Origin of the sequence: Corynebacterium sp. HMSC062A03 (assembly GCF_001811145.1) — a bacterium.
Classification (GTDB): domain Bacteria; phylum Actinomycetota; class Actinomycetes; order Mycobacteriales; family Mycobacteriaceae; genus Corynebacterium; species Corynebacterium aurimucosum.
On the sequence record NZ_KV803651.1, the window covers coordinates 13,458 to 27,647 of the forward strand.

Genomic DNA, 14,190 nt, shown 5'->3' on the forward strand with positions numbered 1-14,190 from the left:
GCGGATTTCCTCGTGAGACTACCTTAGACTCAACCCTGGTGACGTGGAAACTGCAGAGCTTAAAAGCTCAGCCAACCGTGGCCCGGTGGGCAAGTCCTCCGGCTCCAAAAGATAGTTCTCATGCACGTAGTAGAAAGCCGCGCGGACAGTCTCCACGCCATGGATGCGCCGCCATGCCTCCGCATAGACGGCGAGCTGAATCTGCGCCGAGTACAGAGCAGCACCCTGGGGGCGGCGGCCAGTCTTCCAGTCCACGATGAGCCACGAGCCATCCGGCTGTTGGAATACCGCATCCATGCGGCCGCGGACGACGGAATCCCCAATGGTGATCTCGAAAGGGGCCTCTACGAAAGCCGGCGTGCGCTGTGCCCACTCCGAGGCTAGGAAGGACTCCTTGAGAGACTCCAAGTCGTGGTCCGGTTCATCATGAGAACCGGGCAGCTCATCCTCCCCCAGCAAGGCAGGCGCGCCGAAACGATCCTCCAGCCACGCGTGGAAAGCAGTGCCGCGCTTGGCGTAGGAATTAGGTTTGAAGGGGATGGGGCGGCGCTGGCGGCGTGCGAATTGGGTGGGGTCTGCCGACATGGCCACCATGTCAGAAGCCGTCAGCTCGCCGGGTAGTTCTACATCGACCACCGGGGCCTGCAGCGCTTTGTGCTCTTCAATGAGCGCGCTCGCCTCTTGTTCCCAGAGACCGAAGACTTCGCCATCGCGCAGCGGAGGGAGGTTCTCCATTGCCGCGCGTACCGCCTCTGCTGCCTGCAGCGCTTCCGACTGCGGGTTCAAAGAAGGGAAAGAGGCCTCAACTGCACCTCCTTCCTCCTCTTCCACAGGGATGTCGGGGATATCCCAATGGACAATCAGCTCCGGATGCTTATCTGCTAATAACTGCAGGTAGGAATAGGGGCCCTTCTTGCTCTTTCCCTTGAGTCTATTCGTGCCGGAACCAGTCACCGTCAGCGTGGACTCGGTGCGGGTCATGGCCACGTAGAAAAGACGTGCCGCTTCCTCTGCTTGGAACTCGCGGTTCTGTTCTTTGAAAGCCGTGCACGCCTTATCAAAGTCAGAGCGCGTCACCGCATCCTCGGGCACATCGATGACGTCCTCGTCACCTGGGGCCTTTTCGATCTTGGTCAGGAAGGTCTCCGCCTGCGCCTTATAGCTCGAGGAATCCGCATGCGCCACGCAGACGTGTTCCCATTCCAAGCCCTTGGCCTTGTGCACCGTCATGATCTGCACGCGGTTGCGCACAAGCGGGACCTCTCCCAGCTCGAGCCCGTCTTCCTTCTCCTTAGCCAACTCAAGATAGTCCAAAAGGCCAGCCAAGCCATCACCGTGGAAGCCCGCGACAAAGTCGGCGAAGGCGTCGAGGTGCGTTGCCCCGCCCGGCTTACCTGAGGCGAGGACTTCGGTGCGCAAGCCGAAGAGAAGCTCAATATCGGCCACGATGTCGTTGAGAGTCTTGCCCAAAGAATAGGTACGGAGGTAGCGCAGCTTAGAGGAGACCTCCTCCATGCGCTCCAAGCCTTCGGTGCTGTAGCGATCGCGTTCGCCGAGGTCTGCGAGGGCGTCGGCAAGCCCCAGCACCTGGTCCGGCCCCTCCGCGGTAATCTCCTCAACCTGGGCGGCTAGGTGCGCCAGGGGATCACCGCCTTCCCACCGCGTGCGGCCTTCGGTGGCGCCGGCGAGATTACGCTGACGCGAATGCAGCGCCTGGATATCGGCGATGCCCAGACCGCACATCGGTCCGGTCAGCACACGCAGCGCCGCGGCGGTGTCTTGTGGACGCACCAAAAGCGTGGCTACCGCCACAAGATCTTGGATCTCCGGCTGCCAGAGAAGTCCACCGAGGCCGAAGATCTCGTTGGGCACACCGACCTCATCCAAGGCAGCGGCGATCAACGGCGATTGCTTATTGGTGCGCACGAGTACGGCGGCATTGAAATCCTCGCCTTCCGGCGTGGACTCATAAAGCTGGCGGAGATGCTCAGCGATGAAAGCGCGCTCCTCGTCCTCAGAAGCGAAATAGCCCAGCTCTACCTTGCCGGCCGGCGCCGTGGGCTTGGGCGACAGCTCATCTACTGGGCGCTCGCCGGGGCTTGAGGAGAAGAGCTTCGACGCCACGTCATTAGCCAAGCTGAGTACCGTCGAGGGATTACGCCAGGAGGTGGTGAGTTGGTCCTTCGGGGCCGGGGTGCCGTCCGGCTGCGGAAAGTCTGTGACAAAAGCTTCCAGGTTTTCCGCCGTCGCGCCACGCCAGCCATAGATGGACTGCATGGGGTCACCCACCGCGGTAACTGATAGACCCTCACGCTCGCCACCGAAGAGCGAGCGCAGCAAGATGCGCTGCGCATGGGAGGTGTCTTGGTACTCATCCAACATGATGACGCGGTAACGCGCGCTTTGTTGCTCACCTAAGAGCGGGAAGTTCTTGGCCAGCGTGGCGGCGATGGACATCTGCTCACCGAAGGTGATGACCCCGCGCTCCGCTTGTTCCTTCTTGAGAGCTTCCACCAAGGGCAGGTACTCCAGGCGCAGGCGTTGGGTATCCAGGTATTTCTGCAAGTCCTTGCCGAACTCGCCTTTGGTCCTCTTGCTCTTTTCTAGGTCCTCAGCGGTCTTGCGGAAGATGTCCTCGTGCTCATAGAGATCCTGCGGATTCTTAAGCTCTCCGTCCATCGTTTCCGCGAGCTTGAGCAAGGTAGCGGTGACCGTGGACACCGCATTATCTGTGCTGAGCGAACCCGAGTAATTGCTGACCACCTCGTGGGCGATGGCATAGCGTTCCGCCTCGGTGATGATTCGGGCATTCGGCTCGACCGGCATGAGCAGGCCATACTCGCGGACAAGATCACCCGCATAAGAGTCATAGGTGGACACGTTTGGCGCGATATTTTCCACTGCTTCTGCCGCTGGGCTGCCCGGGGCAAGGATTCCAGAGGAACGCAGGGTTAGCAGCTGGCGGCGGATGCGCTGCTCTAGTTGCTGGGCTGCCTTGCGGGTAAAGGTTAGGCCAAGGACTTGCTCAGGCCGCACGAGCCCATTGGCCACGAGCGATACAACACGCGAGGCCATCGTCTCCGTCTTACCAGCGCCTGCGCCGGCCACGACGAGCTTCGGTCCAAGCGGGCCATCAATAACGGCGGCCTGTTCCGGGGTGGGCGGAAAGGGCTTGCCCAGCGCGGCAGCCAGCTCCTCAGGGCTGAAGTGTTGAGCGGGATTCTTAGGCATCGGTCACCAGACCTCCTTCATTCATCACAGGGCAGATAGAGCGGATCCGGCAGCGATCACAATCAGCGTTTTCACGTGCGGTCAGGTCCGGACCACGCAGCTCAGCCACGAGTGCGGGCAGCGACTGCGCAAATTCTTCGAGCTCTTCAGGAGGCTTGGTGGCTTGCTCCCGGGTGGACACGGCGGCAGTACTGGAGCGCGGATACACCAGAACACCTCCGCCACGCGGCAGGCCATCACCGGTCCGGATAGACACAGCCTGCGACTCGCCGCCAGGTTCCGCGGGTGCTGTAACAAGCGCGCCGTGTGCTAGCGCCAACTGATATGTCATGAGCTGGGTATTGTCTTGGGCGCGGGCCGCCGACGGGACTTTTGTCCCCGTCTTGAGATCCACCACGACATAGTCTTCCCCGGCCTTCGCCAACCGGTCAATGAACCCGCGAATGGTGACATCGGAGCCGATGTCCACGTTGACGGGGACCTCAACGCCAACGGGTTCAAGTGATGTAGAGCTCGAGAGCACCCAACTATGAGTGCGGTCGATAAGGCGCTCAAAGTCCACACGCTCAGCCTCGCGATGCCACGCTGGCCCCTCCACAAGCGCATCGAAGGCATCGAGCACAAGCCGCTTCGCAGGCTCGGCGGCAGCACCGCGCCCCAGCGCTTCCAAAAAAGCATGCGCCAAATTACCACGTAGCAGGTTGATGTTCGCAGAATCATCCTCCACGAGCTGCCCGAGCACCGCGTTGAGCGGACACGTGAGCAAGGCATCGACCCGGGATGGCGACACCGTGCTCGAACCACGCAGCGGCAATTCCGAAGCCACGCCGCGCGCGGCCCACCACTGATCCGGATGCGCCCCAGGGACCCCAGCCTCCGCCAAACGGGCCAACTGCCGGACCGCCTGGGAACGTTCCGCCTCATTGGTCTCCGGATCAGTTGCACAACGGCGCAGTTGCGCCACGAACGCGGGCACCGAGAGTACGGAGACATCGAGAGGATCGAGCTCTTCCTCCCCACTAGCAGCACTGGGCAGCGTCACCGGATTCGGCTCCGGCACCTCGAGGCCCAACTCACGTGGCCAGGCCTGGCGTGCGAGGCGCTTACCCGCCTCCCGGCGCGCTTGTGCGCCGGGAACATCAACGCCGCGAGCGGAAAGGAACTCGTCGATGAAACGCGAGGGTTCTTCCACGACATCGCTCTCCGGTGAGTCCACCGCCACGATGAGCAGCCGTTGCCGGTGACGGGTAGTGGCCACGTGGAAGAGACGGCGCTCCTCCGCCAAGCGCCCCGACACGTGGCTGACTGGGGTGCCGGGAGTGATGCCGCGATCCAGCACATCGATGAGATCTTCTTGCCCAAAAAGAGAGCCGGTCTCCCCTACCGAGGGCCATGTTCCTTCCTGAACGCCCGCCACGATGACGGTGTCCCACTCGCGCCCCACTGCGCCGTGCGCGGTGAGGATTTCTACTGCATTGGGCAAGGCCGAGCGGCGATCCCGCACGCCGGTGGGCAGTTCTTGCTCCGTGATGTGCAGAATGAAGGACTCCAACGACGCCGCCGGACGACGCTCGGCGTAATCGCCGGCGGCGTCGAACAAGGCCATCATCGCGTCCAAGTCACGGTCCGCCTGCGAACCCGCGGCACCGCCGCGCAGGGCTGCTGCCTGTAGGCGTGTATCCAAACCGGTGGCTTGCCACACTTCCCACAGGACTTCCTCAACAGCAGCGCCTTGCTGCAAGGCCGCGCGCCCGGCAGACAGCACCCCGCGAATACGCGCCAAAATCGCTTCCTCGCGCTCGGTGAGGAGGTTATTGAAGTCCGGCAACTCACCGTCCAGCAACTCCCGCAGTGTATTCATTCCGCGCTGCTCCGGCTTCCAACGGCGCAGGCCGCGGATGAGCCTCCGCAGAGTCACCGGATCAGCGCCGCCCACGGGACCTGTAATCAGGTCCTCGAGCTCCACGGGCTCAAGCTCATTTTCCAGAGCACGCAAAGCCAGAAGTACTGCTTTGACCAAGCGCTGCTCAGCGAGTACCACGTCCGTGGGGTTGATGTGCACCGGCACGCCAGCAGAAAGCAGCGTGCGACGGGCCGATCCAATATCCCCGGTAGAGCGCACGATCACTGCGATATCACGCCAGTCCACGCCGTCTTCTAAGTGCCGGCGGCGAACCGTATTGGCCAGGACATCACGCAAGGTGCCGCGGGAATCCACGACGCTCACGCACGCCGGGGACGGCCTGCGGTACGTAGAACTCAGGCGAAGTTCGTTCTCTGCTTTCCAGGTGGTGAGGAATTCCGAATTAGCACCACGGAAGGCGAAAACCGCTTGGTCGGGGTCACCGCCGATCACGGTGAGGCGTGCAGTTTTCGCCAGCTCCGCGATCAGCTGGCCGGAGGTCGGGTCCAGCAACTGCGCGTCATCGACCACGATGGTGTGCCACGGGTGCTCGCGCAACATCTCTGGGCGCAAAAGCACTTGGCTGACCAGCTCCGCAGCGGAATAGGAATGCGAACCCGCCAGCGCCTGAGTGCGCTCATACTCGCGCAGGAAGTCTCCGGCAGCACCCCACATGGGCCGGCCGTAGCGTTGTCCCAGCTCCTCCAAGTCCGTCGGTCCGAGCCCCCGTTCGATGGCACGCAGCAACAAATCACGCAATTGGCGCGCAAAGCCCACATACTCTAGGGCCGGGCGCATCTCCTCTGGCCACGCGCCCCGGCGATCGGCCGCATGGCCCTGCAACAGCTCACGGATCACTGCATCCTGTTCCGCACCAGTGATGAGACGCAGCTCCTCCTCGCTGCTGTGGCGCAGAAGCGCAAAAGCCAATGAGTGCACCGAGCGCACCATCGAAGTCTGTGCGGCGTAGTCATCGAGGTTTTCTGCTAACTCCCGGCGCAGCAACGAGCCGGATTCCTTGGAGGGGGCGACGACGAGGATGCCGGAGGCATCGGCTCCAGCATTGAGTTGGGCCAAGACAACGTCGATCAGCAGGCTCGACACCCCTGATCCCGCCGCACCAAGCACCCGCCAGGTACCTTGCTGTGGCAAAGGAACATCCCACTCGCGCGACGTGGCGCGGCGGCTTCGGGGAATGAGGCGGACTTCCGGCGAGGGAGGAAGCGTGACGCCGGTACGTATGGGGGATTCGCTGCTGTACTTCACGCCCTATAGTGTGTCAGATGCTGCGGACACGAGGGCCTCTTCGACCCTTTCAATATTCGAACGCACGGTTGCTTTGGAGCGCGGGTGCAGGGTATTGACGTAACGGCGATACGCCACTGCGCGCAAGAGCAGCTGCTGTATGCCGGGAACCGACGCAAAGCGGGCAGAAATATCATCATCCACTGCGCCTGCGATGAGGCCATCCACCATGACCAGCGCGGCGGACCAGCCAACCGGGCGCGGTGCCGCGGAAGGTACGATATCGGTCAGCGCTGGCGGGTTCGCCCCAGAGAAAACCGTGGTACCCAGCACGTCCATGTGGGCGGTGACAAGTGGGAGCTGCGCAAGCTCAGCATCGGAATAGGCCTCGCCGCTCTCCTCCCACGCTGCCCGTTCTGCCCGTGCGAACACATCATCGCGCCGGTCCACCGTCGGCAACGGCGCCAACTCGAGCGCTTCATCAAGGCGCAGTGCCATCTGCGCAGTCTCATCGATGCGCCCCCGCAACTGCCCCTCCACGAACTGCGTGGCTTTCCACCCGGCAGCAGTGTAGCGCCCATCCGCCGTCAGCACCGGCCGGGCAATACGTGCTCCCGGCAGGCTGAGCTTCTCGCGGACCTTGGCGGACCAGCCAGTCCACGGCCGAGCCTCGGCGAAGACAATATCGCCCACGCGGATCCCGTTATCCCACGCAGGGCCCACAAGCTCACCCTGTGTTCGGCGCGGGTGAAACTCGGCGTTGAAAGCGGCAAGAACGGGCTCAGGTGGCAATGGCATGGGAAAACAATCCTTAGGTTTGGGGCGACCTACTCGGGCTTAGCGTGATCAGAATTAGCCGGGTTCGGGTAGGGCCACGGGTTCGGCTCGCACGTGACATTCTCGTCCGGATAAACCTCGTTGGGTTCCTTCTCAAAAAGCTTGGCGTTGTTCAAGCTCAGCGTTTGCTGCATCATGACCGGCGCGAGTTTACCGTCCCCGCCGCAGGGTTGATGGGCCGCAAAACCGATAGCGTGGCCAAACTCATGGTTGATCAGGTACTGGCGGTAGTTGCCCAAGTCTCCTTCAAAGGGCGTCGCGCCACGCACCCACCGAGACTCGTTGAGGTTGACCGCGGATTCCCCCGTAATGGTCGTGTGACAGGAGGTTTCTGATTCCAACTGCGCGCCGCACAACTTCGCCGTGGTTCCCAATGACGTCAGACGGATGTGCGTATCAGGGTTGTCATCGGCTTTGACGTGGATGAATTCAAAGTCACCGTTGGCCGTCCACCCGCGAGGGTCGGCCAGAGTGGCGTCAACAAGCGCAACGACAGCACCGTCCCCACCATATGCGGAGGTGTCGATGCCGTTTTCAATCTCAACGGAAAAGCGGATGGTTTGCTTGCCGCCCTGGCCCGCGTGCATGGTAGACGGCCCTGCATCGCGGTAGGTTTCCTCACCTTGCTCGGTGAAGTCACCGCCGGCGGGCAAACCATCCTTGGCGGCGGCCACCGCGCTGGCATTGGCGGGATCCGGCCCCTTACGCGAGGAGGCGGATGCGGCAGTGCTGCTTGCCGACGTCTCCCCTGCCGCCGTCACCTCCGCTTCCTGGGACGGGGAGCGGAAAACATCAACCAGCACCCACACAGTGATGACGACCATGACGGGGATCGCCACCACGCGCCACCAGCCGTACTCGCGCGCGAAGCGCTCCACCGCCGAAAGGCGCTGCGGGTGCTGCTTAAAATCCGCGGGATTCTCCATGGCCATTTAGGCTACCCGCTGAGCCAGCGCGCGCGTACTTAGCCCGCAAATCCGACGGTATGTGCGCGCGCAGTGCCGATTTCTACGTAAACAACTCGCTCAGTGCGCACGATGTAGGAGCGGCCCTTGGTGTCCTTCAATTCGAGGGTGGAGTTGTCTGCCAAGGCGTTGTTGATGGTCTGGGTCAGTTCTTCGCGCTCACCTTCCGCGTGAATAACCAGCTCACGGGCGGTATCGGCAAAACCAAACTTGATATCCATGTGGTGTGTCTCCCTTAAATCGTGTTCTTTAATCGGTGCCGTGAGAACTGCGCCCCGGCGCTCTAATGGCCCCACTATAGCCACGTCCTCTACTATCAAGGTGTGCTTGCCCCGAAATCATCCCGCGAATCCCACGAATCCCCTACCTTTGCCGAACTCGGCGTCGCTGTAGAGATCTGCGATGCCCTCGCTGACAACGGGATTACGCACACCTTTGCCATCCAGGAGCTCACCCTGCCCATCGCTTTGAATGGCCAGGACCTCATCGGCCAAGCGCGCACCGGCATGGGTAAGACCTATGGCTTCGGTGTCCCGCTGCTGGATCGCGTGTTCGATGACGCCGACATCCCGGAACTCGACGGCACTCCCCGCGCACTGGTCATTGCACCGACGCGCGAGCTGGCCATCCAGGTCAGCGGGGACCTGGAGCTCGCCGCCGCAAACCTTCCGCTCAGAGTGGTCACTCTGTGTGGCGGGCGCCCCTATGAAGAACAGATCAAGGAGATTGAGTCTGGTGCGGACGTCGTCGTCGGCACCCCAGGCCGTCTGCTCGATCTCTGCCAGAAGAAGCATCTCTCTTTCGACCACGTCAGCGTTTTAGTTCTGGATGAAGCCGACGAGATGCTGGACTTGGGCTTCTTGCCGGATATCGAGAAGATCCTCTCGCTCCTGCACGGCAACCCACACCAGACCATGCTCTTTTCCGCCACCATGCCTGGGCCCATCGTGACCTTGGCACGTACCTTCCTGGAAAAGCCGGTCCATATCCGCGCCGAGTCTGGTGACGCCCGGCAGACGCATGCCTCCACGCGCAAGGTCACCTTCCAGGCACACCGTATGGATAAGATCGCGGTCTTGGGAAAGGTCCTGCAGGCAGAAGGCCGCGGACGCACCATCATCTTCACGCGTACGAAACGCTCGGCCGCCGCCGTCGCGGACGAGCTGGCACAGCGCGGCTTTCGCGTGGGCGCGGTCCACGGCGATTTGGATCAAAAAGCACGCGAACGCTCGCTCGATGCCTTCCGGAAAGGCACCGTGGAGATTCTCGTGGCCACAGACGTCGCCGCTCGCGGCATCGACATTGACGATGTCACCCACGTCATCAACTACCAGGTGCCCGATGACCCGATGACATTTGTCCACCGCATCGGACGCACTGGTCGCGCGGGGCACACGGGCACGGCCATCACTCTCGTCGGCTACGACGAGCTGGGCAAATGGCAAGTCATCAACGATGAGCTCGATTTGGGCCAGCCAGAGCCACCGCAGTGGTTCAGCACCTCCCCGGAGCTTGCGGAAGCCCTCGATATCCCAAAGACGGTTGCTGACACCGTCGGCCCACCCACGAAAGTGCTGGGTGCACCGCGGCGCTCTCACTCACGTGGGGAGTCGCCGCGTGGAGGCTCACCACGTTCCTCCACAGCATCTGCCCGTGCCTCCCGCCGCACCCGTTCCCGCACGCGCAAGCCCCGCCAAGGAGGACGCCGATGAGCACCGAGCAGGGCCCGGAGTCCGCGAAGAAGCCAAGCTCTGCGAAGAAGGCTCCCATCTTGCGTTCCACCAAGGCAGACTGGCTTGCAGTGGGCGCGATCAGCGCGGTCTGTGCCATTGCTATTGGCGGCGCGGTGATTACGGCACCGATCCACAAGTCGGAGCTCACTCCCGCTGTCGATGCCGCGTCTGATGCCAAGACTCAGACTCTCGATACCGTCCCCAACTCCCTCACTGAAACCTTCAGCCTCCCCAACACTGTGGTGCCGGGACAGTCCCGCGCGATATCCACGAAGGAGATGCTGATAACCCATGACGGCGATACCCTCCGCGCTTCGGATACCTCCGGCGATACGGTCTGGACTTACCAGCGCCGCGATGCCGACCTCTGTTCGCTCGGCACGGCGTGGAACAAAGTCGTTGCCACCTATGACGCGGGAAATGGCTGCGGCGATGTGGTAGCCATCGATGCGGTGTCCGGCCAGTACTCAGATACCCGCAGCGCCCGTAATTCCGAGCAGGTGGTCCCCATTATGTCGAATGACCGCGTGGGGACCGTTTCCGCCGAGCGCGTAGAACTATGGCGCTCTGACCTGGTGCGCACTGTTGAATATGGCGATGTCGAAGCCAAGCAAGAACCGAACCTCCAGCCCCACGAAGACTGCGCCATCTCCTCAGCACTGACCCGCACCGAAACGATGGCCGTCACCGAATCCTGTCCGGATTCTCCAGACTCCACGTGGCTGCGCATCCAAAACGCCACACCAGAGGATGCGCGTTCGCCTGAAATCTCCAAGGATATCGAGATTGATAACCCAGGCGCGCGTCTCATTGCCTATGGTCAGGAGGCCGCTGCGGTCTTTCTGCCGGGCGATGCGCCACGTATCGTCTCCTATAACTTTGAGGGCGAAACGCTCTCCTCCACGGACGTGGAGCCATCGAAGGCCATCACGAATTCCGCTTCCCCCTTCGCCCCTGCGGTCGCTGATCTGCCCCACCACATGACGTGGTTCGACGGCGAACGTCTTTATCTCTTTACCCCAACCGAGCTCAAAGTGGACCATGTTCTGGAGCAGGCAGTTGGCACCGGCATCGCCGTCGGCGAGCGGTTACTGGTGCCCACGGAGGAAGGGATCGACGTGGTGGACTGGGCTACCGGAAAGACCGAGCACAGCATTCCCGTCGACCGTGACGGCTATAACGGTCCAATTTCGCTGACTCTTGCGGGCACTGTCATCATCGAGCAGCGTGGAAACACCGCCGTGGCGCTCACTGCCTCTTAACTTCTTAGTTGTTTAAGAAACAGCTTGCCTAGAAGTGGCTTTCAGCCCATTGCGCTGCCTCAGGGCGCACCATGAGCAGGTAGAGCACCAACGCTGCGCTGGCCAGCGTCACGGCGCCGAGCGCTGCTGAGCCTCCGCTGAACATCTGGAAGGCGATGGCACCCAAAATAAACTCCACGAGCACGATAGCTCCGCGGCCCCAGCGCTTGCCCTTAACAAAGGCCCACGAGGCGACGATGACAAAGCCGAAGACGATAAAAATGAAGATGGCCGTCCCTAGGCCGACGAAGCCCGTCGCCCCAGAATCGGACACCATGGAGTCGTTCTCAGCACCGGTTAGCTCACGGACGATGAGGAAGATTCCGAAGATAATTACCGCGATGGACTGGAGCACGGCGATGCCGGCAGCCGCTACCACCGTTCCCGGGGGACGGCCTCCCTCAGTTTGGGCAGGCGTGGTCGAGGACTGTTTCTGCTTCTTATTCACGGAGATTTAGTTTACTTCTCAGCCCTGTACTTAGGACGACTCCACGCCATTACCCCGCGCGCACCCACATGCTTCAGCCTAATCCTCCTCCGCCGCGGTGTTCCTCGGCTTCCTCCATCCGTAATTTCGGGGGCAGAGGGATGAACCCGGATTTGACGCGATCCAGGTCACCACACTCACCACCTTACCCTCATCACCGCAGGTGGAAGCATTTCTGACAGGGTTCTTACAGGGGCCAACCCATAACAATCATATGAATTGACGGAATTTATTTAGTGACTTTGGACACTTTTCGGCCTCTACCCCTAGCGGGGAATGAGTAAACGTGTCATTATTCTCAGGTAGCAAAAACAACGAGCTGTTAAATCAGTTCTTAACTCGGAGAAAACTCCAAGTTAACCAAAAGTGAACCATGGCGGCGGCGACGCTGGCCCCAACTCAAGACAGGGCCCCACTGACCGCAGACCAGTTCACTTAAACCCCGTAGCACTCGGAACAGTTCACTGCCGTGAACTGCCCTTGGTGCGCCTGCTTTCATCTACTGCTGTCAAAAATTTGTTAGGAGATTTCAATCATGGATTGGCGCCACGAAGCTGTTTGCCGCGACGAAGACCCGGAGCTCTTCTTCCCTGTCGGTAATTCCGGCCCTGCACTCACCCAGATCGCTAAGGCCAAGCTGGTCTGCAACCGCTGCCCGGTCGCTTCCTCTTGCCTCAAGTGGGCCCTCGAGTCCGGCCAGGATGCCGGCGTGTGGGGCGGCCTCTCTGAGGAGGAGCGCCGCGCTATCAAGCGCCGTAACCGCAGCCGCGCTCGCGCCCGCGTTTCCGCTTAAGAAACCCACAGTAGGCGCACCCCCGATTAACACCTCGGCATACCCTGCCGCTACAGTTGAATGAGTTCATTTCCCTTTAACAGAAGGAGCATACGATGAGCAAGCGTGGCCGCAAGCGCAAGGATCGCCGTAAGAAGCCCGCTAACCACGGCAAGCGTCCTGGCGCATAACGTCAGTAATTTAGGGCTCGTTTCTTCCCCTCACGAATCGAGGGAGGGAACGAGCCCTTTTGCATATCCTGAGCCGGTTTTAGGCGCTCGAGGCCCTATCCCCAGGTAATCTCAGTCCGCGTAATCTGCACGCTAATGCGCTGGCGCAGTGACTGAGGTGCGACCTGTCCCCCACAGCATTTGCGCACGAGTGCGCGGACTACTTCTTCGCTCTCGACGCGCTGCTGACAGGTATCGCACTGCGCGAGGTGCTCGCGGATTTCCAGTGCTCGCGCATAGCTCGTTGATTCATCGAATAGCTCCCGAAAGAGCGCTTCAACCTCCGGAGAGTTACACGCACCGCAATTGCGTCCTGTTGCGCGTTCCATTACTTCTCCTCCATCTCTGGGTGGTTGCGACCAATGCCTTTTTCTCGTGCTACGTCCTTCAACGCCGCACGAAGCAATTTTCTTCCGCGGTGGAGGCGGCTCATGACCGTCCCCAACGGAGTGCCCATCACTTCTGCGATTTCCTTATAGGCCAAACCCACCACATCCGAGTAGTACACCACCATGCGGTAATCCTCCGGCAGGTCATTCATGGCCTCGGAAATCTCCGAATCCGGCATCTGCTTGAGCGCTTCGACCTCCGCTGATTCCAAACCCGTGGAGTCATGTCCGGACGTGGTATACAGCTGAAAGTCACTAAGCTCATCCGCTGAGGATTCCACTGGGCGGCGCTTGGCCTTCCGGTAGGAGTTGATGTAGGTATTCGTCATGATGCGGTACAGCCACGCCTTCAAGTTCGTCCCCTGTTTGAAGGAATCGAAGTTGCTAAAGGCCTTGAGGTAGGTCTCTTGGATCAAATCCTCCGCGTCTTGCGGGTTGCGCGTCAGACGCATCGCTCCGCCGTAAAGCTGGTCCAGCAAGGGCAAGGCTTGCTCCTCAAACAACCGCTGTTTCTGAAGCGTCTCGCTCGTCGTTTCTGTGGCCATACCGACCATCCTAGCGCTCAGGACTAGGGTGGTTTATATGTCCAAGAAGACCCCGCGTGCCGCTACCCCCGCTCTCAAACTCCTCGAAGAGGCAGGTATTGACCACCACGTCTCCGCCTTTGATGGCGGTCGCGAAAACTTCGGCGAGGCAGCCGCTGCGGCCCTCGACGTTACTCCTGAGCGTATCTTCAAAACCCTCGTCATTGATCTGAGCGCCGGCAAAGGCCCCAAACGCCAACTCGCCGTCTGCGTCCTTCCGGTCACACACCAGCTCAGTCTCAAGAAGGCCGCCGCAGCTTTCGGTGCGTCCAAGGCCACAATGGCCGCGCCTGCCGACGCCTCCAAGTCCTCCGGCTACATCCCCGGCGGCATCTCCCCGTTAGGGCACAAACACGTCCTGCCCACTGTCGTTGACGCGACCGCGCTGCTCTTCGATACCATCTTCTTCTCCGGCGGCAAGCGTGGCCTCGACATTGAGATGAATCCGAAAGATCTCCCCCGCGTGCTGGAGCTCTCCTTCGCCGACGTGCTCGCCGACTAGCCTCTCGTGCA

General features: G+C 61.2%; 13 protein-coding genes. 5 read left to right on the plus strand and 8 right to left on the minus strand.

Features of this window, described 5'->3' with window-relative positions:
- Nucleotides 1-18: 18 nt before the first annotated feature.
- The 5 genes from HMPREF2781_RS02390 to HMPREF2781_RS02410 are packed head-to-tail and all read right to left on the minus strand — an operon-like array spanning nucleotide 19 to nucleotide 8,402.
- Entirely contained in the window at nucleotides 19-3,231 is a 3,213-nt protein-coding gene (locus tag HMPREF2781_RS02390; RefSeq protein ID WP_070644089.1) for an ATP-dependent helicase, read from the minus strand.
- Nucleotides 3,224-6,400 carry an ATP-dependent helicase gene (locus HMPREF2781_RS02395; protein WP_256375083.1) on the minus strand — a complete coding sequence of 1,059 codons (3,177 nt, stop codon included), beginning with the start codon at nucleotides 6,398-6,400 and terminating at the stop codon, nucleotides 3,224-3,226. Before HMPREF2781_RS02395 ends, HMPREF2781_RS02390 begins: the two co-directional genes overlap by 8 nt.
- A gap of 3 nt (nucleotides 6,401-6,403) precedes the next feature.
- Entirely contained in the window at nucleotides 6,404-7,177 is a 774-nt protein-coding gene (locus HMPREF2781_RS02400; RefSeq protein WP_070644095.1) for a hypothetical protein, read from the minus strand.
- Between the two features lie 29 nt (nucleotides 7,178-7,206).
- Nucleotides 7,207-8,148, minus strand: a complete 942-nt coding sequence (locus tag HMPREF2781_RS02405) for a DUF3152 domain-containing protein (protein WP_070644098.1) — start codon at nucleotides 8,146-8,148, stop codon at nucleotides 7,207-7,209.
- A 32-nt stretch (nucleotides 8,149-8,180) separates the two neighbouring features.
- Nucleotides 8,181-8,402 (minus strand): DUF3107 domain-containing protein, encoded by a 222-nt coding sequence (locus tag HMPREF2781_RS02410; RefSeq protein ID WP_012714903.1) that lies wholly within the window; start codon nucleotides 8,400-8,402, stop codon nucleotides 8,181-8,183.
- A 102-nt stretch (nucleotides 8,403-8,504) separates the two neighbouring features.
- Here HMPREF2781_RS02410 and HMPREF2781_RS02415 point away from each other — a divergent pair, with 102 nt between their 5' ends.
- A complete protein-coding gene (locus HMPREF2781_RS02415) occupies nucleotides 8,505-9,893 on the plus strand; it encodes a DEAD/DEAH box helicase (protein WP_070644101.1) in 1,389 nt (462 codons plus the stop codon).
- Nucleotides 9,890-11,176: an Rv3212 family protein gene (locus HMPREF2781_RS02420; RefSeq protein WP_070644103.1), complete on the plus strand. Its 1,287-nt coding sequence runs from the start codon at nucleotides 9,890-9,892 to the stop codon at nucleotides 11,174-11,176. Before HMPREF2781_RS02415 ends, HMPREF2781_RS02420 begins: the two co-directional genes overlap by 4 nt.
- 28 nt (nucleotides 11,177-11,204) lie before the next feature.
- Here the strand turns inward: HMPREF2781_RS02420 and HMPREF2781_RS02425 are convergent, their stop codons facing one another.
- On the minus strand, nucleotides 11,205-11,663 hold the full coding sequence (locus HMPREF2781_RS02425) for a hypothetical protein (RefSeq protein ID WP_070644105.1): 459 nt from the start codon (nucleotides 11,661-11,663) through the stop codon (nucleotides 11,205-11,207).
- 574 nt (nucleotides 11,664-12,237) lie between these two features.
- On the opposite strand from HMPREF2781_RS02425, the gene HMPREF2781_RS02430 reads away from it, so the two are divergent.
- Together HMPREF2781_RS02430 and HMPREF2781_RS12790 are read left to right on the plus strand one after the other, a co-directional pair.
- Nucleotides 12,238-12,495 (plus strand): WhiB family transcriptional regulator, encoded by a 258-nt coding sequence (locus tag HMPREF2781_RS02430; RefSeq protein ID WP_042529827.1) that lies wholly within the window; start codon nucleotides 12,238-12,240, stop codon nucleotides 12,493-12,495.
- Between the two features lie 95 nt (nucleotides 12,496-12,590).
- Nucleotides 12,591-12,665, plus strand: coding sequence for a 50S ribosomal protein bL37 (locus HMPREF2781_RS12790; RefSeq protein ID WP_371325741.1), 75 nt, complete (start codon nucleotides 12,591-12,593; stop codon nucleotides 12,663-12,665).
- Nucleotides 12,666-12,760: 95 nt separating this feature from the next.
- On the opposite strand, the gene rsrA is transcribed toward HMPREF2781_RS12790, so the two are convergent.
- Together rsrA and HMPREF2781_RS02440 are read right to left on the minus strand one after the other, a co-directional pair.
- Nucleotides 12,761-13,033: a mycothiol system anti-sigma-R factor gene (gene rsrA / locus HMPREF2781_RS02435; RefSeq protein ID WP_070446136.1), complete on the minus strand. Its 273-nt coding sequence runs from the start codon at nucleotides 13,031-13,033 to the stop codon at nucleotides 12,761-12,763.
- Nucleotides 13,033-13,638, minus strand: coding sequence for a sigma-70 family RNA polymerase sigma factor (locus HMPREF2781_RS02440; RefSeq protein WP_049156090.1), 606 nt, complete (start codon nucleotides 13,636-13,638; stop codon nucleotides 13,033-13,035). Before HMPREF2781_RS02440 ends, rsrA begins: the two co-directional genes overlap by 1 nt.
- A gap of 37 nt (nucleotides 13,639-13,675) precedes the next feature.
- On the opposite strand from HMPREF2781_RS02440, the gene ybaK reads away from it, so the two are divergent.
- A complete protein-coding gene (ybaK, locus tag HMPREF2781_RS02445; protein WP_070644108.1) occupies nucleotides 13,676-14,179 on the plus strand; it encodes a Cys-tRNA(Pro) deacylase in 504 nt (167 codons plus the stop codon).
- The last annotated feature ends 11 nt before the right edge of the window (nucleotides 14,180-14,190 follow it).